This window comes from Photobacterium obscurum (assembly GCF_026191635.1).
Classification (GTDB): Bacteria; Pseudomonadota; Gammaproteobacteria; order Enterobacterales; family Vibrionaceae; genus Photobacterium; species Photobacterium obscurum.
Genome location: NZ_JAKRRW010000002.1, coordinates 332,031 through 353,711, shown reverse-complemented (window position 1 = coordinate 353,711; position 21,681 = coordinate 332,031). Strand labels below are relative to the sequence as shown.

General features: G+C 43.3%; 19 protein-coding genes. 8 read left to right on the top strand and 11 right to left on the bottom strand.

Annotation, left to right across the window (positions count from 1 at the left end; translation table 11 throughout):
• Window positions 1-147: 147 nt before the first annotated feature.
• On the top strand, window positions 148-1,044 hold the full coding sequence (locus MD588_RS03795) for a 1,4-dihydroxy-2-naphthoyl-CoA synthase (RefSeq protein WP_265695530.1): 897 nt from the start codon (window positions 148-150) through the stop codon (window positions 1,042-1,044).
• On the opposite strand, the gene MD588_RS03790 is transcribed toward MD588_RS03795, so the two are convergent.
• On the bottom strand, window positions 1,041-1,310 hold the full coding sequence (locus tag MD588_RS03790; RefSeq protein WP_265695529.1) for a hypothetical protein: 270 nt from the start codon (window positions 1,308-1,310) through the stop codon (window positions 1,041-1,043). The genes MD588_RS03795 and MD588_RS03790 overlap by 4 nt on opposite strands.
• Before the next feature lie 203 nt (window positions 1,311-1,513).
• Between MD588_RS03790 and MD588_RS03785 the strand changes: the two genes are divergently transcribed.
• Together MD588_RS03785 and MD588_RS03780 are read left to right on the top strand one after the other, a co-directional pair.
• Complete coding sequence (locus tag MD588_RS03785) at window positions 1,514-3,202, top strand: NAD-dependent malic enzyme (protein WP_265695528.1); 1,689 nt, start codon at window positions 1,514-1,516, stop codon at window positions 3,200-3,202.
• A 246-nt stretch (window positions 3,203-3,448) separates the two neighbouring features.
• Window positions 3,449-4,123 (top strand): SanA/YdcF family protein, encoded by a 675-nt coding sequence (locus tag MD588_RS03780; RefSeq protein ID WP_265695527.1) that lies wholly within the window; start codon window positions 3,449-3,451, stop codon window positions 4,121-4,123.
• A gap of 108 nt (window positions 4,124-4,231) precedes the next feature.
• On the opposite strand, the gene MD588_RS03775 is transcribed toward MD588_RS03780, so the two are convergent.
• A complete protein-coding gene (locus tag MD588_RS03775) occupies window positions 4,232-4,354 on the bottom strand; it encodes a hypothetical protein (protein ID WP_265695526.1) in 123 nt (40 codons plus the stop codon).
• A gap of 501 nt (window positions 4,355-4,855) precedes the next feature.
• Between MD588_RS03775 and MD588_RS03770 the strand changes: the two genes are divergently transcribed.
• Entirely contained in the window at window positions 4,856-6,226 is a 1,371-nt protein-coding gene (locus MD588_RS03770; protein WP_265695525.1) for an SLC13 family permease, read from the top strand.
• A gap of 105 nt (window positions 6,227-6,331) precedes the next feature.
• On the opposite strand, the gene MD588_RS03765 is transcribed toward MD588_RS03770, so the two are convergent.
• Window positions 6,332-7,321: a Gfo/Idh/MocA family protein gene (locus MD588_RS03765; RefSeq protein WP_265695630.1), complete on the bottom strand. Its 990-nt coding sequence runs from the start codon at window positions 7,319-7,321 to the stop codon at window positions 6,332-6,334.
• Between the two features lie 289 nt (window positions 7,322-7,610).
• Between MD588_RS03765 and MD588_RS03760 the strand changes: the two genes are divergently transcribed.
• The gene (locus MD588_RS03760; protein ID WP_265695524.1) at window positions 7,611-8,687 is read left to right on the top strand and encodes a ketoacyl-ACP synthase III; all 1,077 of its coding nucleotides are present in this window, start codon (window positions 7,611-7,613) and stop codon (window positions 8,685-8,687) included.
• A gap of 102 nt (window positions 8,688-8,789) precedes the next feature.
• Here MD588_RS03760 and MD588_RS03755 read toward each other — a convergent pair whose 3' ends face one another.
• From MD588_RS03755 to MD588_RS03725, 7 genes are all read right to left on the bottom strand, one after another.
• On the bottom strand, window positions 8,790-10,079 hold the full coding sequence (locus MD588_RS03755; protein WP_265695523.1) for a GGDEF domain-containing protein: 1,290 nt from the start codon (window positions 10,077-10,079) through the stop codon (window positions 8,790-8,792).
• Between the two features lie 274 nt (window positions 10,080-10,353).
• Window positions 10,354-11,625, bottom strand: a complete 1,272-nt coding sequence (locus MD588_RS03750) for a DEAD/DEAH box helicase (RefSeq protein ID WP_265695522.1) — start codon at window positions 11,623-11,625, stop codon at window positions 10,354-10,356.
• Window positions 11,626-12,037: 412 nt separating this feature from the next.
• Complete coding sequence (nagK, locus tag MD588_RS03745; RefSeq protein ID WP_265695521.1) at window positions 12,038-12,949, bottom strand: N-acetylglucosamine kinase; 912 nt, start codon at window positions 12,947-12,949, stop codon at window positions 12,038-12,040.
• 205 nt (window positions 12,950-13,154) lie between these two features.
• A complete protein-coding gene (locus MD588_RS03740) occupies window positions 13,155-13,871 on the bottom strand; it encodes a tRNA-uridine aminocarboxypropyltransferase (protein WP_265695520.1) in 717 nt (238 codons plus the stop codon).
• A 218-nt stretch (window positions 13,872-14,089) separates the two neighbouring features.
• Window positions 14,090-14,437 (bottom strand): DUF3802 family protein, encoded by a 348-nt coding sequence (locus MD588_RS03735; protein WP_265695519.1) that lies wholly within the window; start codon window positions 14,435-14,437, stop codon window positions 14,090-14,092.
• Between the two features lie 125 nt (window positions 14,438-14,562).
• Window positions 14,563-15,561: a sensor domain-containing diguanylate cyclase gene (locus tag MD588_RS03730; protein ID WP_265695518.1), complete on the bottom strand. Its 999-nt coding sequence runs from the start codon at window positions 15,559-15,561 to the stop codon at window positions 14,563-14,565.
• A complete protein-coding gene (locus tag MD588_RS03725) occupies window positions 15,558-16,538 on the bottom strand; it encodes a response regulator (RefSeq protein WP_265695517.1) in 981 nt (326 codons plus the stop codon). The genes MD588_RS03730 and MD588_RS03725 overlap by 4 nt, the downstream gene beginning before the upstream one ends.
• Window positions 16,539-16,957: 419 nt before the next feature.
• Here MD588_RS03725 and MD588_RS03720 point away from each other — a divergent pair, with 419 nt between their 5' ends.
• From MD588_RS03720 to MD588_RS03710, 3 genes are all read left to right on the top strand, one after another.
• Window positions 16,958-17,317: a glutaredoxin family protein gene (locus MD588_RS03720; RefSeq protein WP_265695516.1), complete on the top strand. Its 360-nt coding sequence runs from the start codon at window positions 16,958-16,960 to the stop codon at window positions 17,315-17,317.
• A gap of 199 nt (window positions 17,318-17,516) precedes the next feature.
• A complete protein-coding gene (locus MD588_RS03715; RefSeq protein ID WP_265695514.1) occupies window positions 17,517-18,197 on the top strand; it encodes a DUF3334 family protein in 681 nt (226 codons plus the stop codon).
• A 162-nt stretch (window positions 18,198-18,359) separates the two neighbouring features.
• Window positions 18,360-19,406, top strand: a complete 1,047-nt coding sequence (locus MD588_RS03710; protein ID WP_265695513.1) for a ParB/Srx family N-terminal domain-containing protein — start codon at window positions 18,360-18,362, stop codon at window positions 19,404-19,406.
• 155 nt (window positions 19,407-19,561) lie between these two features.
• Here MD588_RS03710 and MD588_RS03705 read toward each other — a convergent pair whose 3' ends face one another.
• A complete protein-coding gene (locus MD588_RS03705) occupies window positions 19,562-21,391 on the bottom strand; it encodes a methyl-accepting chemotaxis protein (RefSeq protein ID WP_265695512.1) in 1,830 nt (609 codons plus the stop codon).
• Window positions 21,392-21,681 lie beyond the last annotated feature (290 nt).

Sequence of the window (21,681 nt, the reverse complement as noted above, 5' to 3'; positions counted from 1 at the left end):
TGAGCTGAATGTTTTTTGGATTCTGCTTGAATAATAAGCCACCTCAAACAGATACCTGCACTGTTTGTCACAATTCTTCATAAATCATTGACATTTAGCGCTAACTCCATAGCCTTGTAGCATCTAATCAATGAGGCAATCGTCATCATGACCAGCAAAGAAATTTTTAATCCTGAACTGTGGGATGAAGTCCCTGGCTTTGATTTTGAAGATATCACTTATCACCGCGCGAAAGACCAAGGTACGGTACGTATCGCTATTGACCGCCCTGACTGCCTGAATGCATTCCGTCCTAAAACCGTAGATGAGCTTTTCACCGCGCTTGATCATGCCCGCCAATGGTCAGATGTTGGCTGTGTTTTGCTAACTGGTAATGGTCCATCACAGAAAGGCCAATGGTCATTCTCTTCAGGTGGTGACCAACGTATTCGTGGTAAAGATGGCTACAAATACGAAGGTGAAGAAGCCGGAAAAGCTGATGTTGCTCGTATGGGCCGCCTGCATATCCTTGAAGTCCAGCGAATGATCCGCTTTATGCCAAAAGTTGTTATTGCCGTGGTACCTGGCTGGGCTGTTGGTGGTGGCCATAGCCTGCATGTGGTATGTGACTTGACCCTAGCATCAAAAGAGCACGCTGTTTTCAAACAGACAGATCCTGATGTCGCATCTTTCGACTCAGGTTACGGCTCGGCTTACCTTGCTAAAATGATCGGACAGAAGCGTGCCCGTGAAATCTTCTTCTGCGGTTTCAACTACAGTGCGCAAGAAGCCTATGAAATGGGTATGGTTAACAAAGTTGTTGATCACTTTGAGCTGGAAAATGAAGCGCTTGTCTGGGCAAAAGAAATCAACAGCAAGTCGCCTACAGCGATGCGTATGCTGAAATATGGCTTTAACCTGCCAGATGACGGCCTGGTTGGACAGCAGCTATTTGCTGGAGAAGCAACTCGCCTAGCCTATGGCACTGATGAAGCACAAGAAGGTCGCGATGCCTTCCTAGAAAAACGCGATCAAGACTTCAGCAAATTTCCTTGGCATTATTAAGCCCTCGAAGCTGATTGCAAAAGCCCTGTTAATAAGCAGGGCTTTTTTACGCCCAAACCCAACAAAGCCATCACACGACCAGAACCATCAAGCATTACTTTAGATACAAACATTACACCGCAAGTTAACACAAGCAACAAAGTGAACACACCAAATCTTTCAACCAGCCATTCCTGCCAACCTGATAGCCACCCACCCCCAATCGAAACAAATAAACAAACAAAAACCCACACAACAAGCCAACACCAAAAACCACCAGATAACATCAACACCAGAACAGCAACATAGTGGCACTTACCGTGTTAATGACTGTAAAAAAATACCAAAAAACTTGATCCCTTTCTCGAAAATAATCACCTCTTCCTTTGAAATAAGTCGCTTATAGGCATAGGATTAGCGCCTAAAATGAAAATTCGTATATATACAATCTTCATTGACAACTACCTAACCCAAAACCAGAGTCTATTGCATGAAAAACGATAAAAGACCTTTATATATTCCCTACGCAGGCCCTGCGTTACTTGAAACACCTCTGCTAAACAAAGGTAGTGCATTCTCTGTCGAAGAACGTATGTTCTTCAACCTGGAAGGTCTGCTTCCAGAAGCAATTGAAACCATCGAAGAACAAACTGAACGTGCTTACAAGCAATATCAAAAATTTGATAACGATATGAATAAGCACATCTACCTTCGAAACATTCAAGATACTAACGAAACCCTATTCTATCGCTTGGTTGAAAATCACATCAGCGAGATGATGCCAATCATCTATACTCCGACTGTTGGAGCGGCATGTGAAGACTTTTCCAACATCTACCGTCGTGGCCGCGGCTTGTTTATCTCATACCCAAATCGAGATCGTATTGAAGATATGCTGAACAACGCCTCTCGACATAACGTAAAAGTAATCGTTGTGACCGATGGTGAGCGTATTCTTGGTCTGGGTGACCAAGGTATCGGCGGTATGGGTATTCCAATCGGTAAACTGTCTCTGTACACAGCCTGTGGTGGTATCAGCCCTGCTTATACTCTACCGGTTGTTCTAGATGTAGGTACGAATAATCCACAACGCTTGTCTGATCCTATGTACATGGGCTGGCGTCATCCTCGTATCTCTGGCCAAGAGTACGACAACTTTGTTGATGAGTTCATCCAAGCGGTTAAGCAACGCTGGCCTGACGCATTGATCCAGTTCGAGGATTTTGCTCAGAAAAATGCGATGCCGCTACTTGAGCGTTACAAAGACAAAGTATGTTGCTTTAACGATGATATTCAGGGCACAGCAGCGGTAACCGTTGGTTCACTATTAGCGGCATGTAAAGCGGCTGGTAGCAAACTGTCTGAGCAACGTGTTACCTTCCTTGGCGCAGGCTCTGCTGGTTGTGGTATTGCCGAAGCTATCATTGCGCAAATGGTCTCTGAAGGTATCACTGATCAACAAGCCCGTAGCCAGGTGTTCATGGTAGACCGCTGGGGCCTACTTGTTGACGACATGCCTAACCTGATCAATTTCCAGCAGAAGCTGGTTCAGCCGCGTGAAGAGATCAATAAGTGGGAGACGGAAGATAATAATATCTCGCTTCTCAATGTAATGCGTAATGCGAAACCGACGATCCTAATTGGTGTCTCTGGGGTTCCTGGACTATTTAGCGAAGAGGTCATTCGTGAGATGCATCAGCACTGCGAGCGTCCGATCATTTTCCCGCTATCCAACCCAACAAGCCGTGTTGAGGCAACACCAGCAGATATCATCCGCTGGACTGACGGCAACGCATTAGTAGCGACAGGCTCACCGTTCGAACCTGTGGTACACAACGGCAAAACTTACCCAATTGCACAATGTAACAACAGCTATATCTTCCCAGGCATCGGCTTAGGCGTTCTTGCTGTTGGCGCCCGCCGTGTTACAGATGAAATGCTGATGGAAAGTAGTCGTGCTTTAGCTGAGTGCTCGCCACTGGCAATTAATGGTCAAGGCGCACTACTACCACCACTAGAAGATATTCAGAAGGTATCTCGTCAAATTGCTTTTGCTGTGGCTAAGAAGGCCGTTGAGCAGCATAAAGCACCAAAAAATACTGATGAGCGCATCAAAGAAAAGATTGACGCAAATTTCTGGCAGTCTGAATACCGCCGCTACAAGCGTACTTCTTTCTAAACGACTTCCTAGTTATTAAGCCCGCATTACGCGGGCTTTTTTCTTTCAAGCTTCTAATTTATGGCGTTTTAACGCTTTTTATCCGCTTTATCATCATATGTAACTCAATTGTGTCTATTCTTTATTCCGATACCTTAGAGGTAATAACATATCAGTATTACGCCTTGTAATTGACAGGCTTTTTACACAACATTATCAATAGATTAAGGTACTATTGTAGATATTAGAGGTAACACTTGGATTTATATGAAACTGCTCTCTTTCGTGCGCATTTTTGCAGTTCTTCTTATCGTTTTAATTGGAACGAGTTTGCTTGTTGACCGTTGGATTTCAGACAGTACTTCAAAGCAAATTTTTACCAATGCTTCTCAGATCCCGTCACGTTCTATCGGTTTGGTATTAGGCACCAGTAAATATATCGCCAAAACGCTTAACCCCTACTATGACTACCGAATGGAAGCAGCTCTTAAGCTATATCAACGAGAAAAAGTAAACGTATTATTACTTAGTGGTGATAATGCCCATCGTTCATACAATGAGCCTTGGACCATGAAGAGAGATTTATTAAAAGCAGGTATTCCAGACAAAGATATCGTTCTCGATTATGCTGGCTTTAGAACCCTGGATTCTATTGTTAGGGCCAAGAATGTTTTTGAAGCAGATCACTTTGTTATTATCACTCAAAAATTTCATTGCGAACGTGCCTTGTTTATTGCTAACAGCAACAACATCGATGCCATATGCCTTGCCGTTCCTGAGCCGAGAGGGTTGGCTGGCCTTAAGATTCGAGTGCGTGAGATCCTGGCGAGGCTTAAAGCTGTTATAGATCTCTATATCCTAGATGTACAACCACGCTTTCCCGGCCCCAAAGAGCCAATCGAAACGGTACAACCTGTTCTTGAAGGACCAATGCCTAAATAACCAGCATCTATTATATAACATAAGCCATTGTTTCCTCTTGAAATAAATGAAACAACGGCTTAATTAAATAGAATAGCGCTCGGTAAGTGTTTATATCGAACTCTCTAATTACGTTTTTTGTTTTTCTGCCTTAACAATAAACGTTTTCATAAACTTAGCTCGTACACCTTTCATGTGCGCCTGTGCCTCGCTGTGGACACGCTTACGCAGACCCTGCGTTTTAGAACTCATAAATCCTAGCCTCGATAATTTAATTTTTTATATTTGAAATTCCATTTTGTCTTATGATACCTAAGGCATAAAATGACTGTGAATTCTTTTATCTCGCCCTCGCCAACTTATGTGAGCCACTTCACGAATCTATTGAGTTGATTTCTGACGGATGAATTATTGAGCCACAAATGCACCAAGCCATTAACAATTAAATGCATATGTAATTCGATACACCCATTCAAATGTGACTGAATTGTAGCAACTCGATATAGCCATATCGACTTTAAGAGGCAAAATGTAACTGACATTTCAGCATGATCATCTCCGCTTCTTTCTGATGGGTATATTTCCACACATTCGCAAATCATAACCTCACAAAAAAGATAATTGCAAAGCCAAAAGAGCAACAAGTGCGCACCTTATGGTTAACAATTGCAAAATAACCTGTAACATCCATTTCAACTGACATGTAGTGCATAGCATTGCACTTATTTATATAAACCAGCGAAAGGAAAGCATATGACAGCCTTAACCCTGACACTGAAAAAGTGGCTGTTTGACCGGAATAGCATCATTCTACTGGCAGACATCGCCCTATTTACCATTTTGTTGAACACCCTACCTTTTGAGAAAGATGTTGTTATTGGAATGAGCATTTTGGCATTCGTCGCCGTATTATGGCTCACCGAGGCTGTGCACGTTAGTATCACGGCAATACTTGTTCCTATTTTGGCTGTTGCCTTCGGCATTTTTAAAACACCTCAGGCACTGGGTAATTTTGCCAATCCCATTATTTTCTTGTTTCTAGGTGGTTTCGCCTTGGCGGCAGCACTTCATAAACAAGAGCTTGATAAGGCGATTGCTGACAAAGTACTCCTGATTGCCAAAGGCCGTATGTCCGTTGCTGTGTTCATGCTCTTCGGTGTGACGGCTGCACTGTCAATGTGGATCAGTAATACTGCAACAACAGCTATGATGCTGCCTTTGGTGCTCGGTGTATTAAATAAGGTCAATGCGAAAAGTGAGCGCGGTACTTATGTCTTCGTTCTACTAGGGATAGCATACTGTGCAAGTATCGGTGGTATCGCGACTGTCGTTGGTAGCCCACCCAATGCAATTGCCGCAGCCGAGGTTGGCCTGAGCTTTACAGAGTGGATGGCCTTCGGTCTACCTGTCTCGATGATTCTACTTCCAATCACCGTGGCGATGCTATATTTCATGCTGAAACCTAACCTAAAGCACACGTTCGAACTGGATCACAAACCAGTTCAATGGAATAACGGCAAACTCGTAACCCTTGCAATCTTCGCCGTAACTGTATCGCTTTGGATTTTCAGCAAGCCTGTTAACGCCTTCCTGGGTGGTTTTAGCAAATTCGATACACTCGTCGCACTGAGTGCCATCGTAATGCTGGGGGCATCACGAGTGGTTGAATGGAAGGATATTGAGAAATCAACGGACTGGGGCGTGTTACTACTGTTCGGTGGTGGTATCTGCCTAAGTAATGTCCTGAAAGCAACGGGAACAAGTGTCTTCCTTGCCCATAGCCTGAGTGGATTCCTTGAGCAAGCCGGTCTGTTCTTCACAATCCTTGTCGTTGCCGCTTTCGTCGTATTCCTAACAGAATTCGCGAGTAATACAGCAAGTGCTGCCCTTCTGGTTCCAGTATTTGCTACCGTAGCCGAAGCATTAGGAGTCTCGCCTGTCATCTTGTCAGCACTAATTGCCGTTGCCGCATCTTGTGCCTTCATGCTTCCGGTTGCCACACCACCAAACGCCATCGTATTCGGTTCAGGCCATATTAAACAGTCTGAGATGATGAAAGTTGGTATCTACCTGAACATTGCTTGTATCGGCGCACTTTCAATTTTCGCTTGGTTGTTCTGGTAAGCATTCGCCCTACACTAATAAAAAAGCACTACATCCCTGTTAGGTGGCCAAAATGGCCACCTTTTTTTACTTGTTAATCCACCGTACTTTTTATTTCAGCGCGAATTAAACTCGGGCTTCAGAATCAGCAGGAAAGCGAACACCAATAATGTCACGTGCCTGCGTAATAATGGCGCTGACAATACAACTTCTTGTCAAGCCTGGATGCATAACGGTTTGCTGCTCGACCAGACGAGCAAACTCTACAGCCTCATAATACATGGCGTTATCTTCTTGCTCTCGTGTTAGTTCAACAGGCGGCTCATCACTACGGTGCAACGTTACTGAACGGCACTCCGAAATACTGTTTACCAGCATAGTGGCCTGCTCGCCTTGTAACTCACTCGGAATCAACCCATCGCTTACTTTAGAATGGCTGATTACAACATCAAACTGACTATAGTGAAGCACCAAAGTACCATGTGCATCGACACCAGAATCCAATAATACCCCTTGTGCAGTGAAACTGTTGGGTTCACCGAAAAGGCCAATCGCAGCACTCAAAGGATAGATGCCAATATCCATTAGTGAGCCATTAGAAAAGACCGGGTTAAAGGTGTTAGGATTTTCACCATTTAAGTATTTACCATAACGAGACGACAGCTGGCAGTATGACAAGTAGACCTTGCGCAATTTACCAAGTTTTGGCAGCGTTTCTCGAATAAGCTGGAAGTTTGGTGTATAGACGGTTTTCATCGCCTCAAACAAAACAACACCCTTTTCCTGAGCCAAGGAAACCAACGTCTCAACTTCCGTTATATTCGAGGCCAGTGGTTTTTCGCCAATCACATGCTTACCATGCTCAATAAACAACTTGGCTTGAGGTCCGTGGAAAGAATTAGGGCTAGCCACATACACAGCATCGAGTTCTTCAGATGCGGCCATTTCATCCAAGCTATCAAAACACAATGTCACGCCGTACTTCTCGGCAAACTCCTGTGCCTTTTCCACCTGACGAGAATAAACAGCGGTTAGCTGGTATTTACCCGTTTTTATCGCAGCATCGATAAAACTATCTGTAATCCAATTTGTACCAATCACACCAAAACGAATCATCATCGTCACTACTACCTTTTACCATTCCGCGATTGTGTTTGGCGTATCATACCAAATTGGGTAGAACTCTGAGAATTACCTAAGCATTAAACTTGAGCTTACATTCGTATCAACTTATTAGATGCCAGCATTATTTGCCCAAACAATAAGTTTTTGATTGGTATCGGAATTTTCATATCACGAGCTATCGCAGTACATCTGACTTTGCTAGAGTCAAGTAAATCACCAATCCACAGTATTGGTTAATACAGCTTCATGGCCCGATAAAACAATAACCAAGAGAATGCTCATGTACTATGCAGAAATCACCGGATGGGGTAAATGTTTACCGCCCGCCGTATTAACCAATGATGAATTAAGCCAATTTGTCGATACGTCTGATGAATGGATTAAAACCCGAACCGGCATTGAATCCCGGCATATTAGCCACGTTAATACATCTGACTTAGCCAGAGTTGCTGGCGCCCGAGCCCTGGCTTCCGCTGGGCTTGAAGCCAATGAGCTGGATCTGATCATTATTGCAACCTGCTCTCCCGATACGCTGATCCCTAATATTGCCTCGAAGGTTCAACTGGAGCTAGGCGCCGACAAAGCTGCTGCTTTTGACATGAATGCGGCATGTACTGGTTTTCTATATGGCCTGGAAACAGCAACCCGTATGATTCAAGCTGGCAATTACCGACATGCTCTTGTTATCGGTGCAGAGCGGCTGTCATGGTATTTAGATTGGAGCCAGCGAGATACCGCGGTTTTGTTCGGAGATGGTGCAGGTGCCGTTGTACTTAGCCGCTCAGAGCAACAATGTGGACTGCTTGATGCGCAGCTTGGCTGCGATCCTGAAGGTCGAGATGTACTGGCAATTCCGGATTTTGGAACCAGAATGGATAGGTTCAATCCCGACTCGGGTTACTTTCGCTTTGATTTCGTAGGACGAGATATTTTCCGCCGTGCCGTACGGGGCATGGGTGCTGCAGCAAAAATGGTTCTAGATCGTGCGGAACTCAATAGCGATGAGATTGATGTCGTTATTCCGCACCAAGCCAACAAACGTATTATCGAGGCACTGTGTGCTCATGCTGATATCCCTCTGGACAAGGCCTTTATCAATATCGATAAATACGGTAATACATCGGCAGCAACCGTTCCTATTGCACTTTGTGAAGCTGTTGAACAAGGTATCATAAAACCGGGTAGCACGATCTTGTCTGCTGCGTTCGGTGCAGGACTGACTTGGGGAGCGAGTGTGATCAGGTGGGGACAACGTGTCACTCCGATAGCCCAATCAGACGCATCACTGCCTGATTGCCAGCAAACGGCCACAGAATTACTGGCAACAGCTATCGAGCATTGCATAAGCCCTAAATAATTTAAAATAAAGACTTAATACAAAGCGTCAGCACTTTGCTGGCGCTTTGTATCGCTATACCCAAACGACTTCATGACAATCACTTAAGTATAAACGTTTATATCAGGCTTCAACCCGATTTCGTCCGTATTTTTTCGCTTTATATAAAGCACTATCAGCTCTTTGTATTAATGACTCGAAACTTTCACTACCTTCAAGCTCTGCCACACCAATACTACAAGTAATAACCAAATCATCACACCAGAGATAGTTTTCTGTTATCGAACGTAGCAGTTCACCTAATCCCATCGCGCCTAGCAAAGCTGTACCAGGACAGAATATAATGAACTCTTCCCCACCCCAGCGTACAAATACATCTGATTTTCTTATTCGCTGATTAACTAGCTTCGCAAATTCTTGGAGGATCTCGTCACCTTTATGATGACCATACGAATCATTAATCAACTTAAAATGGTCGATATCGAGATAGAGCAGTGAAAATGGTTGGTTATTGTCCCTGGAATATTCGAGAATGTCATGAAGCCAACTTTCAACCGCACGGCGATTTTTGGTACCGGTTAAAGGATCTTTAAATGCCAACGCTTCAAAAGCCAAACTTTTTTTGTACAACTTTTGATTTGCCGTACGAAGTTGTTTCGTTCGTTGCTCTACTACCTTCAAGTTACAGCGTAACCTCCATCGTTCTAATCCCAAGAAAGTAATGGCGGTTATCATCCATAACAAAATATTCAAACGTAATAATGCTGATTCAGAAACCCAATCTCCGAAAAAGACCACCTTATTTAGCTTGATCGTGTAAGATCCTGATTTAACATTACTTCCTGTAGCAACCTCAATAATGGTCACATTATCAAACTGGGGGCCCGACTGCTCTATTGGCACCTTATAATCAGCAATCCACCACGAGAGTACCTGAAAGGCCTGCATTGGAATTACATGTAAACCGTTACCGCGCCCCGGTGCGAATTCAATAGCATTGAACTTCGACGACACAGGATCATTTTTGTCTGAATAGGCAGGATCATAGTTTCGAAGATAAACACGGACGCGCTCATTACTCACTGCACTATCGTAATCGATGTCAAGACCAATAGAATGATATTGACTCAAATCGATCCCTTTAATACCTTCCGTTAATTCAATCGCAACCTCGCAAAATGGCCATCTTGCCGTATTTTCAATACTACAACTTAGCGTCAGAGAGTTGTTATCATAATCAATCTTTGACTTAGTTGTTCCCCCTTGACTGGTATCGTCAATATTTTTAAAAGTAGCGTTCTGAAAAGTGATGACAAATTCTTTATTCGCCCCACCTAAGTGATACCACAGATAGGATGCAACGGTAAAAGAGATAAGAAAATAAGTAGTAATGCGAAGATACTGAGTAATCATATTCCCATCTATCACCTACTATTAATATTATCAGTAGAATTAATAACAACGAAAGTAAGACATTATCAGAACGTTTTATGTGCGACAACCACTAATTTCGCTTCGCAAATTAAAGGTAGAAAAACCGAATTTGGGTGAATTCATTATTACAATAGTCACGATGAATAACCAAAAAAACTCCATCTATCATACTAATAAAAAACGGCCAATATACCATCTGGAATATTGACCGTTTTCGGATAAATTTCTTTCAAGTTATCGCTGAATAACAAACTTATTTGCGAACATGTCGGCCACGATTTTTATGGATTTTGTGCTTCGCTTTTGCTTTACGCTTTTCAGCCGAGCGACCTCGAGGGCGATTTTCCGGAGGCTTAATTGTAGGATCCGGCTCATAACCTTCTAGCCACTGTTGCGGCAAACGCGTATCCAACAGATCTTCGATCGCTTTCAGCGCCCACTCTTCATCCAAGCTCATTAATGAAATTGCATGCCCAGTTTGCCCCGCACGTCCTGTACGGCCAATGCGATGAACATAATCTTCAGCCTTAAATGGCATATCAAAGTTAACAACATATTCTAGCTGTTCGATATCCAATCCTCGAGCAGCGACATCAGTTGCAACTAGCACTCGCACCTTGCCCTCTTTAAAGTCGTTCAGCGCACGCTGCCTCGCTCCTTGGCTTTTATCGCCATTGATCGAAACCGCTTTAATACCATCTAAGCCTAACTCTTTAGCCAGCTCGTCAGTCCCTTGTTTGGTTTTAGTAAACACTAGCACCTGCTGCCAGTTTCTCGATCCAATCAAATAAGAGAGTAATTCGCGTTTTCGATGCTTATCAACTGGGTACACCATTTGCTCAACGGTTACCGCTGTACTGTTTGAAGGGGTAACTTCAATCAATTTAGGCTCATCAAGAATGTCATAAGCCAGTTTCTTTACCTGCTTTGAGAACGTAGCAGAGAAAAACAGCGTCTGTCGTGCTGTTTTCATACGCTTCATTATCCGCTTGATATCATCGATGAAGCCCATATCCAACATCCGATCAGCTTCATCAAGCACCAAAAACTCTACGTTAGCCAGATCGACGGTCCCAACATAAGCATGATCAAGCAAACGGCCTGGCGTCGCGACTAAAATATCAGCACCCGCCCTAATCGCACTAACCTGAGCTTTCATGCTCGTACCGCCGTAGGCGACAGCGGTTTTGATTGTTGTCTGGGCACTGTACGCCGCGATACTGTCAAAGACCTGCTGTGCCAGCTCTCGAGTCGGGGTAAGCACTAGCGCACGGATCTGAGGTTTAGCATTAGCTGATTCGGCAATTGCTTTTAAATCTTTTTCGGGCGTGTCCAATAAACGCTGCAGAACCGGTAAAGCAAACGCCGCAGTTTTACCGGTGCCAGTTTGCGCACCTGCCATAATGTCATGACCTGCCAATGCTTCAGGGATTGCTTGCTGCTGAACTGGAGTTGGTGTTTGAAAGCCTAAAGCGGTAACGGTATCAACTAACTGGCTATGCAGCCCCAATGCTTGAAATGACATTCTGGTTTCCGGATCTAAACTAAAGAGCGCGGATTCTAACAAAATTTATGAAAAAATATACCCAAGTACCGACAAAGTACTAGATTCTGAGTAGGTATATACCCAAGTAACTTCAAGAGGCTTGTTCAGCGAGGAGCTCTAGGCTGCTAGGCAAGGCGCCGATTTGTAGACATAGTGGCTCTACGTTAAAAATCTGCAACGATGAATAGCTGCCTAGTGAACTCGCCCGAAGGGAGTGGCTCAACGTCTCCACTTCTACACGAAATATATTTGAAAGGGAGTAACCATTCCTTCATACATTACGCTTGAATTGAAAACGCTGAGTCACTCTGAATCCTGCACCTTGACGTAACTTGGGTATATAAAAAAGCACTGCTTGGCAGTGCTTTTCTCGAATGAGGTGTGTAATAAATTACTGCGGAATATTCAAGAATGCAGCACCACGAACGCCACCTGCATCGCCATGTTTCGCCTTAACGATTTTAGGAACACGAGCCACAGACAACAGGTGCTTAGGCAGGCGTTTTGGCAACTCGGTATACAGCAGTTCAAAGTTAGACAAGCCGCCGCCCAATACAACCACGTGCGGATCAAGGCCAGTAAACAGGTTAGCCAAACAGATCGCCAGCAACTCCATAAAGCGATCAACATGCTCTAGCGCTTTCTCGTCGCCCGCCGCATGACGCTTGATCAGCTCAACGGCTTTAACTTGCTCACCATAGTAGTGAGTATAAAGCTGCTCGAAACCACGCCCTGAAAGGTAATTATCAATACACCCTTTGTTATCACATCCGCACTGGAACAATGGTGCATTTTCACCAAGGTGGAACCATGCATCGATAGGCATACGAGTATGGCCCAACTCACCCGCAACATGGTTCATTCCTGAGAACACATGGCCGTCAAAAACCAGTCCGCCACCGAAACCTGTACCAAGGATCAAACCAAGTACTGATTTTTCGCCCTGAAGCTCTTCATCCCACGCTTCCGATAGCGCGAAACAGTTTGCGTCGTTATCGATAGTAACGCTGCGCCCTAGCTTTGCTTCAAGATCTTTACGTAACGTACGCCCCTTTGCTGCTGGAACATTTGATGTTAGTAACGAACCGTCTTCCGCATCTTCCATTCCCGGAATACCGATCCCAACATGACCTTCGCAAGAAAACTCTTGGTCAGCCTTTTTAATGATCCCAACCAGGGTATCAACCAATTTATCGTAATCATCACCCGGAGTCGGCACACGTTCAGTCGCAACGCGCTCTAGTTTCTCATTAAATGCACCAAATTCAATTTTGGTACCACCTACATCAAAGCCGTAGTACATCCTGCACTCTCCGCAAAAAATCATAAAAAAACAAAACTGAAAAAATTATCCACACATCTACACCTACAGACTGTGACAGATCACTAATTTAGTAGGTCTGGCAGCTGTGTTGGCTCGCGTTTGCCGAAAGAAACAGCAGGTCGTTACATTTTATGACAACCAGCTGTTATTAAATTACCAGTTTTTACAATGACATGTTTAGCAGTTATGCAGCAAGGTATTGTTTTAGCTGCTTCATTGCTGACTCATCCGGTAACATACGATTCATTTTACCGGTCATGTAATTCTCGCGGAACACATCAAACCAGAGATCCAGCACGTCAGCATTGCGCTGCTCACCATATAAATCAATGATTCGTGCCGCGACTTCAGCAGTACCCAGCTGGTTCTCTTTTGATGCTTCACGTACCTTATAGCGCGAAGGCTTCTCTGGATTAATTGAAAGTACCGGAAAACGATTGAGATACGGGCTCTTACGGAACATTTTCTTTGCTTCCGCCCAGCTACCATCAAGCATAATGAACAGAGGGCGCTTGCCCGTATCTACAGCCACGTTCTCGGCAACCCGTTCCGGCTCTGCATATTCAGCAGGAAAAACAACATAGGGCTGCCATTGTGGATCTTCCAGTAGCGCTAACATGGCTGGATTGGGCTCAGTGCGAGACCAAATATAGGCGAAAGTATCTTCAAACAAGTCAGCGATAAGACGTCCAGTATTGCTAGGCTTCAGGATTTCATCATCGTACATCACCAATAAAAAGGCAGCACTGGAATTAATAACAGGCTTTTCTGAACAAATACAAAGGTGTTCACGAAGCATGCAGTAACCACAGCGTTCAACCTTACAACCTCGAGCCCGAAAAGGGCGTGTAGAACGAGCCAGGCGTTCTTGATATAAATTATGTACCGCGTGGATACGCATAGCAGCTTTACCTAATACAACAAAACGCCAGCATTGTACTGGCGCATGGGTTTGTTGCAATCAAAATAGCCGAATTTATACAGACAATTGATCACTCGGAAGGAGTTCTTACGGCTTATAAACCAAATAATGATTCTGTCTGGTATGTTCATTGCCTACATTTCTCAATGGCATAAAAAAAGCAGCCGTAGCTGCTTTTAGATCAACTCATAGCTTTATCAGCCATCTTGACGGCTAATTGCACTATCAAATAGATTCTTAACTAACCCGATATAGTCTTCCAGGAATGCAATCTGCTCATTGGTCGGACAGCTACGCCAAGCTCCGGCTAGTACTTCGCACAGGTCCTCGACAACTGCATCAGCTTCTTGCATTAACTTGAAACGAAAGTCAGCTTCTAGATCAGGGTTCTGTGAAAACACTGCCATTAGATTTGTCGCTATCAGATCAGTAACAACATCCTCTACCGTTTCGTTACAGCCATCATTGCTCGAATTTTCGAACAGAGATAGGTGCTCGGTAAAATATTCAATCAGCGCATGATAGCCTTCGGATTCAACAACCATAATATTCTTTTGGATTAGCTATAATTTGCTCCAATTCTAAGAAGAATCAGCGGAATTACAATACAATCAGTAAATGTTCTTGCTCTCGATCAACATGTTAATCACAGTAGCGCCGGCTCTACGCCTCAGCCAAGCGCTTTTTCCTTGATAACATCTTGTTCAGCACATCCCTCGACAGCATACACTGTTGTTTGATTTCGACCATTTTTCTTGGATTGATACAGCGCATGATCGGAGAGTTCCAGCCATTGTTCGTAGTTTCGCATCCAAGGTGCCCATTCGCACACCCCGAGGCTAATGGTAACAGTAACACTTCTTATATCTACGGCTACAGATGATTCTTGGACTCGGCCTCGTAACCGTTCGGTAAAATAGAGCCCCAGCTCGGCCGTTGTCCCCGGCAGGATCACACCGAACTCTTCACCACCGTAACGTCCTGCAATATCACTATGCCTTTTCGCTCGGCGTAACAGACTAGAGACTTCACGAATAACACCGTCACCAACAACATGGCCAAACGTGTCATTTACTTTTTTGAAATGGTCGATGTCAAACATAACAAGTGTTGAGGGTACGTTCGTTTGTTTACATCGATCAAATTCTTCAGCCAGGCATGCTTCCCAATGGCCGCGATTGTATAACTGTGTTAGCCGATCAGTCATGCTAAGGTGAGTAAGTTGCTCATTAGACTCTCGCAAATGCGTCTTATTTTTTGCAATATCAGACACATCTGTAATGGTTAAGCAAATATGAGTCAATTCACCGTTCAATGACTTCAGCGGAGTTAGCGTCATGTTCTGATACATCAACGCCGAACCGCCCGTTACAGGACTAAAATTGGAGAAGTTAAAAATACTCGGTCGGTCTTCCCAACAGCTAAACGAACGCATCCGTAGCTTAAACGTCGAAGCAATTTTGTTCTTCAGCCACTCAACAGGTAAACCGTCTACGGCAGCAAACAGATTCTTGCCCATAATCTGCTCTGTCGTAATACCACTATAGGCCTGCATGAACGTATTCCACGCCCAGACGGTATGGTCTTTATCAATGATCACAACACCCGCATCAATATTGTCCATTACCTGCATGGTTAGATGAAAGTCAGTCAGTGTTACTTGATTCAATGTAAGGTATCCATTATTTTTTTTATTACGTGTGTTGAGCCGCTATCCATCATAAACAAAACATCACACTCCAGATCTAATGACTCGGCCTGGTATGTATATTCGACGGTAAATAGCTCAGTATTAATATGTTCGGTATCACTCCAAACCATATAATCTTCCAATACGATTGGCTGTCGTACAGAAAATGGGATATTCATCTGCTCAGAAAGAGCAACAAGGAACGACGAAACCATCAAATTTGCAATATCAATGACAATTTCACTCTTATGCTCATCCATCTGGCTAAAACCTAATCGCTCTCCGAAAACGGCTATCTCTTTTCCTCGCAAGCAAACTAATGCTTCACCATGAATACCACCACCGACAAAACGCTGAGCAATCGCAACAGACTCGCTTTGCTGCTTAATATCATTGATGGCCATCGCCAGTTCGCCAGAACACAACCGCGCGACATTTGGTAGCGGCATTTTAATAAACTCTCCGAAATGATCGGAGATAATGGCGGCCCCCCGCCCCAAGGCAACATTAGCAACTTCTTTAAATGTCAGAATATAATCATCAGCCCGCTCTCCATCTCTATTTTCTTTCAAAGCATCTGTTATCAGATGAACTCCTAGCTCGTGAAAGACGGTGATGACCTGGTCAATATTAAAAGGCTTTGGAAGAAAATAGTGAGCGCCCAACTCAACACATCGCTCCATCGCTTGCTTCTGAACATCCGCAGATAAAATGATAACTTTTGTCTCATGTGCACGAACCGGCAATAAATGTAAAACTTCGAATCCGTCCATTACCGGCATTGTTAAATCGAGGAACATAACGTCAATATCATGATTGGTAAGGCACTCAAGCCCCTCTCTACCGTTATGAGCAAAGTGAAGTGTCAGCGACTCTTGTCCGGACAAAATTCGGGACATCGCTTTATGCACCATTGGCGAGTCATCACAGATAAGGATGTTCTGATTTCGAACCACGTCGACTTTGTTCCCCAGATCGATAGAATGAACTGCCTAATGATAATCAATCCTCTCGATAATCATAACCGCTGACTATGAAAATTATTTAATAAGTGAACTGGATCGTCTTTTTCCTAGATAAATTGCATTCACTAGAACCTTCCTTATCAATATTTTCTTTTTATTCAGTATATAAGCACACTCTGTTATCCCTTCCATCAATAAGGTTATTTTGTTATCACAACATACTCGAGTGCGAGAAATTGACTTGGAATAGAAATATCCGACGGGCAGCAGCACTTTGTACATATCATTCATAATGATATGACTTTCTTTGCATACTATTTTATCAATCAAATTGTAACTTTCTAGTGAACAACCTTCTCAAGTTATAATACAATTTGGACACTAAACATAATTATAAGGACTCACCTTCAATGAAAGTAATCCGCTGGTTATTAGGTCGAATTATTCTGCTGCTTAACTTCCTTTTCTCACCTAAATCACTTAAACGTTCAGAAAACGAACAGAAGGCAATTGATGAGGCCATGGCCCAGCTCCAGCTCTATCAATTTGCTGCATGCCCTTTCTGCGTCAAAGTACGCCGGGCAGCAAAACGCCTAAGCCTTCCCCTAGAAACAAAAGATGCAAAACAGGCTCAATGGGAACAGGAACTGATAACGGGTGGCGGGCAGCGCAAAGTGCCTTGTTTGCGCATCGAAAATCATAACGGAGAGGTGGAATGGATGTATGAATCTAATGACATCATCGCGTATCTGGAAAAGCGCTTCGCCTAATCACACGCATTATGGTACTTTTGCCCCACTGGACTAGGTTAAATGAGCTGTGGGTAATTTCCACGAAAAAAACATCAACCAAACGTTCAACTGCTTTAAAACAGTGAGCCATATCAATTCACCTCGTTAAGGGCTGTGCAATTTTCAGCTTTTAGTGACACACTGCTTGGTAAATGCAAGCTAGGTACTCAAATATACAATGAAAAAAACCAAGACTATAACGACTGACGACATCCTGTTAAAACTTTGTCAGTCTATTTCTACCGTTTTGTCCAAGGCTACGGATAGTCAGATTAACTATTCAGCCATGGTACAAAAAATCAACAAAACCAGCTTAAAGCCGGATATTGGCTGTTTTGTCCTATTTGATGGCGGTTTTACCGGGTTGGTTGTAACGAACTTTTCTCAACAGGCTGCACTTGAGCTTTACCAAGAATACATGCTCAAGATGGGTATTCCACAGGACGACCTGGCCATCCATCATACGGCCGATGAGGTTGCTGACGTTCTTGGTGAGCTTATGAACCAAGTGGTGGGTGACTTTACAAGCAAAATTCGCCGCGAGTTGCGTATTTCTATCACCCAGAATCAGCCTAAAATGCTGGCGCTTAATAAGCAGGTTCTGCTTTCTGTCGATACTAACTTGGATCGTCCGCAGGCACGTCGTGTTAGTTTCACAACCGCCAATAACAACATCTTCTATCTCGAGTTGGCAATGGATAAAACTGAATTTATTCAGTTAGAAGAATTTGAGCAACAGGACGAAGTTGATCCTGATGTCATCATTGAAAATGCCAAAAAGGATCAACAGAAACAGGCGCAAAATGATCCTGCTCTGTCAAATGTTGATTACGACCTTCTTGATGAGCTTGGTATTTAAAGTTTGCTCCGGCAGCCTGATCTACATCCCTCAAAGTTCATGTGAAAATGTGGATCAGGCTGATTTACACCAGCCCAGCGATATTTATTACTTCTTAAACACCTTCCTCACGCCTCTTTGCTAGACTCTGTGTGTCAGTCACTGCCCCATGAGGTCTGATTTATGCTTATTCTGCGTGACATCTTTTTGTTTTCAGGCTTCTCTTTTGCAACCTTTGGAAGCTCTTTGACATTAGCTGAAAAAGTCACTTATGAGGAACTTAAAAACGGCGATGTCATTACAGTAAAGCTAGATCAGTTGCTTCCTACTCAGGCGCTACTTAGCTATGACAGAGAATTCTCCAACCTCTACCGTTATACCCAAGATCTGAAAAATATGTATAACGACCTTTGCAAGGTAAATGGCGGTAAAGGAGTAAAAAAGTGGAACGAGGACTCACAACCGACTGACTCAGACTCCTATACGTGTAAAGACAAGCCTGGCACTCACACTGATGCCCTCAGCACCGTCGTAGTAGGTCCTGAAGAGGGAATTCTATACCTCACACAAGGTCACCATATTCTCTCTACTTTTTGGGATATGCCTAATGGCGGTACAAGTGTGCCTGTGATGGTCAAAGTTACACATAACCTACTCGGGTCTGGTGATGACTTTTGGCCCGAAATGAACAACGATCATGAAGTATGGCTAGTCAATGAAAAAGGTAAGAAGATAGATCAGGGTGACTTACCTGAATATATCGGCATGAAGCAACTCAAGCATGATAAGTATTTATCGCTCGTTTACTTCTTAAAAGGAATTAGCTATTCATCCCCCACCAAGAAAGGAACAACGCCCCCCTATTTTGAGCTTAACTGGGCACTCGCACTTCGTAAGTACATGAAGGTATCTGATTATAACCTCAATATTCCAGATGAATACGCCGCAGCATTAGCTGAGGCCGCTACCGTGATGGTCGATATTCCTGATGATGAAATTATTGGAAAGTCAAAGCTAACCGCCAAAGAAATGGGCAAATTCAAAACGGTAGACAGCAAAGCACTAGAAGCATTAATTACTGGTGATAATACCAATCTTAACCATGCTCTTGCTTATCGTCTGGCTGTAAAAGAGAAGACCACACCAAAGCGCCTTCTCGATGAAGAGGCTATTGAAAAGAAAAAACAAATACAGAAAGAACAAAAAGCCAAGGATAATTCCGAAAAGTAAACTAATGATAAAAAAGAAGCTCCCGGCAAATACAGCGGATTAATATCAATTGGGATAACTTGCAGACATAAAAAACCTCGCACTGAAAGCGAGGTTTTGGCTATTTTTTAGCTAACACCGTTAGCCCGATTGGTAGACTTCAACGAACCATAGCTTTAAACACTAAAGTTGGCAATGGCTTTATCCAGCTCCCTAGTTTGCCCCGCAATAGCGCTGGCAGCCCGCGAATTCTCATGCACAGCATTAGAGTTATCTACGGTGATATCACGAATAGAGGTCACATTCTGGCTAATATCTGCAGCGACAATACTCTGCTGCTCAACAGCGGCAGCAATTTGGGTACTATTGTCTAATACCTGCTGCATATCATCCATAATTTGCTCAATCATCGCTTCGGCACTATTGGCGCGTTCCACACTTTGTTCACCTTGAGCGCGACACTGGCCGATTTGCTCAACAACAACCCCTGTCTGTTCTTGAACCGAACTAATGATAGATGAAATTTCTTCTGTTGATTTTTGAGTCCGAGAAGCAAGAGTGCGAACCTCATCGGCTACAACAGCAAATCCTCGACCTTGCTCGCCGGCCCGTGCCGCTTCAATTGCCGCGTTCAATGCCAGTAAGTTCGTTTGCTCTGCTATGCCCTGGATCACCTCCAACACAGTACCAATGTTTTCCGACAGCTCCGACAAGCTAAGAATTTCATCGCTTGTTTTAGCTAACTCTCCAGATAGTGAACTAATATGTTCTTTCGTTAATTTAATTTCAGTCAGCCCAGAATCTGCAGCTTGATTGCTTCTACTTGCATTCGCTGCTGCGCCTTCTGTGGTCGACGCAATCTCCTTAACGGTTTCTCCCATCTCTGTAACAGCCGTTGCCACCGAGTCTGTTTCTATCTGCTGCTGAGCCAAAGCGGACTCTGTCGCCTGGCTATTCTGTTGTAACTGTTCGGAAGCTGCACCCAACTCTGTGATCGTCGACTGCACATTACCAATCAGCTGACGGACACTCGTCAATAGGCCATTGAAATTTGACGCCATGTCAGCCAGCTCATCTTTGCCGCTCTCATCGGCAACACGCGTTAAGTCATGGCTGCGTGAAATCTCCGACATCAAATTACTTAGGCTGTTGATACTACGTTGAATACCGTTACTGATAAGCAATGACAGCACAGCTAACATGATAACCACACTCACAACAGAAACTGTAATAATGGTTGTTACACGGCTTGTAGCCTCAGCAAGTTCACCCTCAAGCTGAGTTTCCAGGTCGCTGAACATCTTCTCAACGTCATGGGAGGCAGTACGGATCATGCCTCGTAAACCTTCATTATGAGCAAAACCAATCAGTGTTTTTTGTTCAACAATCTGATTAAGCGTGTGATTAAACTTTGTAAGTTCAGATTCAAAGTTTGAATTTCGAATTCGACTCAGCCTCTTGTATAAAACCTGATATTCTTCAAAATACTTTTGGTTATTTGAAAACACAAACAGCTCTGCTTTAAGAGCAAGAGTATAAATATTTTCTTTATTTTCATCATTATAGTGAGCACGCTCAATTAGACTATCAGCATGTTCAAATAGAATTTGATACAACCCCTCAGAATGCTTCAAACCAAGAGTTTGGTAGTCTCGTATTAAATCAAGATAACTTGTTTTATAGACCTCCATCTTAGGCATTAGATCTTTCAATTGCGGGACATTAACCGACAATTCATCCAAATCGGCATTCAGGATCTCCACCTCAGCCTCAAATTCCGAGTAATTATCCAAAAATTTCTTTTGGTATTTCAGATCTAAGCGCGCCAAAAAGTCTTTTTCATTTCGACGTAAATTTAGCAGTAAAACTTCTAAAGATTGAACATCTGTAACTGTTTTCTCAATCTTTATAATGCGTTGATTTGCAAGGTTTGTTATGGCTAATACCAACAGCAAAGCAACCACTGACAAGCCTGTCAGACAAAACAATTTATTTTTTATTTTCATTCAACGCAAACCCCTAACAACACAATAAAGACAATAAAGACAATAAAGACAATAAAGACAATAAAGACAATAGCGAAATTTTCACATCACACTTAATCGCCGGAAAATATAAAATCTCAGGCATGTGCCACCATATAAATATAAACTCTGCTGCACATGTTAATAATAGTTATTAATATCATTTAATAATCTATCCATAAATTAACTTAACAACAAGTCTTACCAATCAAAAATAAACGATTACCTGTATAGACTTTGGGTGGTTAGACCATTAATTGTGTAGTTTATGC

Bases quoted from the DNA above. Each gene is read 5' to 3' on its own strand.
- MD588_RS03720 (WP_265695516.1), top strand. From the start codon at position 16,958: ATGAAAGTAATCCGCTGGTTATTAGGTCGAATTATTCTGCTGCTTAAC.
- MD588_RS03765 (WP_265695630.1), bottom strand. From the start codon at position 7,321: ATGATTCGTTTTGGTGTGATTGGTACAAATTGGATTACAGATAGTTTT.
- MD588_RS03755 (WP_265695523.1), bottom strand. From the start codon at position 10,079: ATGATTACTCAGTATCTTCGCATTACTACTTATTTTCTTATCTCTTTT.
- MD588_RS03775 (WP_265695526.1), bottom strand. From the start codon at position 4,354: ATGAGTTCTAAAACGCAGGGTCTGCGTAAGCGTGTCCACAGCGAGGCA.
- MD588_RS03780 (WP_265695527.1), top strand. From the start codon at position 3,449: ATGAAACTGCTCTCTTTCGTGCGCATTTTTGCAGTTCTTCTTATCGTT.
- nagK (WP_265695521.1), bottom strand. From the start codon at position 12,949: ATGTACTACGGCTTTGATGTAGGTGGTACCAAAATTGAATTTGGTGCA.
- MD588_RS03710 (WP_265695513.1), top strand. From the start codon at position 18,360: ATGCTTATTCTGCGTGACATCTTTTTGTTTTCAGGCTTCTCTTTTGCA.
- MD588_RS03735 (WP_265695519.1), bottom strand. From the start codon at position 14,437: ATGGTTGTTGAATCCGAAGGCTATCATGCGCTGATTGAATATTTTACC.
- MD588_RS03750 (WP_265695522.1), bottom strand. From the start codon at position 11,625: ATGTCATTTCAAGCATTGGGGCTGCATAGCCAGTTAGTTGATACCGTT.
- MD588_RS03760 (WP_265695524.1), top strand. From the start codon at position 7,611: ATGTACTATGCAGAAATCACCGGATGGGGTAAATGTTTACCGCCCGCC.
- MD588_RS03770 (WP_265695525.1), top strand. From the start codon at position 4,856: ATGACAGCCTTAACCCTGACACTGAAAAAGTGGCTGTTTGACCGGAAT.
- MD588_RS03785 (WP_265695528.1), top strand. From the start codon at position 1,514: ATGAAAAACGATAAAAGACCTTTATATATTCCCTACGCAGGCCCTGCG.
- MD588_RS03715 (WP_265695514.1), top strand. From the start codon at position 17,517: ATGAAAAAAACCAAGACTATAACGACTGACGACATCCTGTTAAAACTT.
- MD588_RS03795 (WP_265695530.1), top strand. From the start codon at position 148: ATGACCAGCAAAGAAATTTTTAATCCTGAACTGTGGGATGAAGTCCCT.
- MD588_RS03790 (WP_265695529.1), bottom strand. From the start codon at position 1,310: ATGTTATCTGGTGGTTTTTGGTGTTGGCTTGTTGTGTGGGTTTTTGTT.
- MD588_RS03740 (WP_265695520.1), bottom strand. From the start codon at position 13,871: ATGCGTATCCACGCGGTACATAATTTATATCAAGAACGCCTGGCTCGT.
- MD588_RS03705 (WP_265695512.1), bottom strand. From the start codon at position 21,391: ATGAAAATAAAAAATAAATTGTTTTGTCTGACAGGCTTGTCAGTGGTT.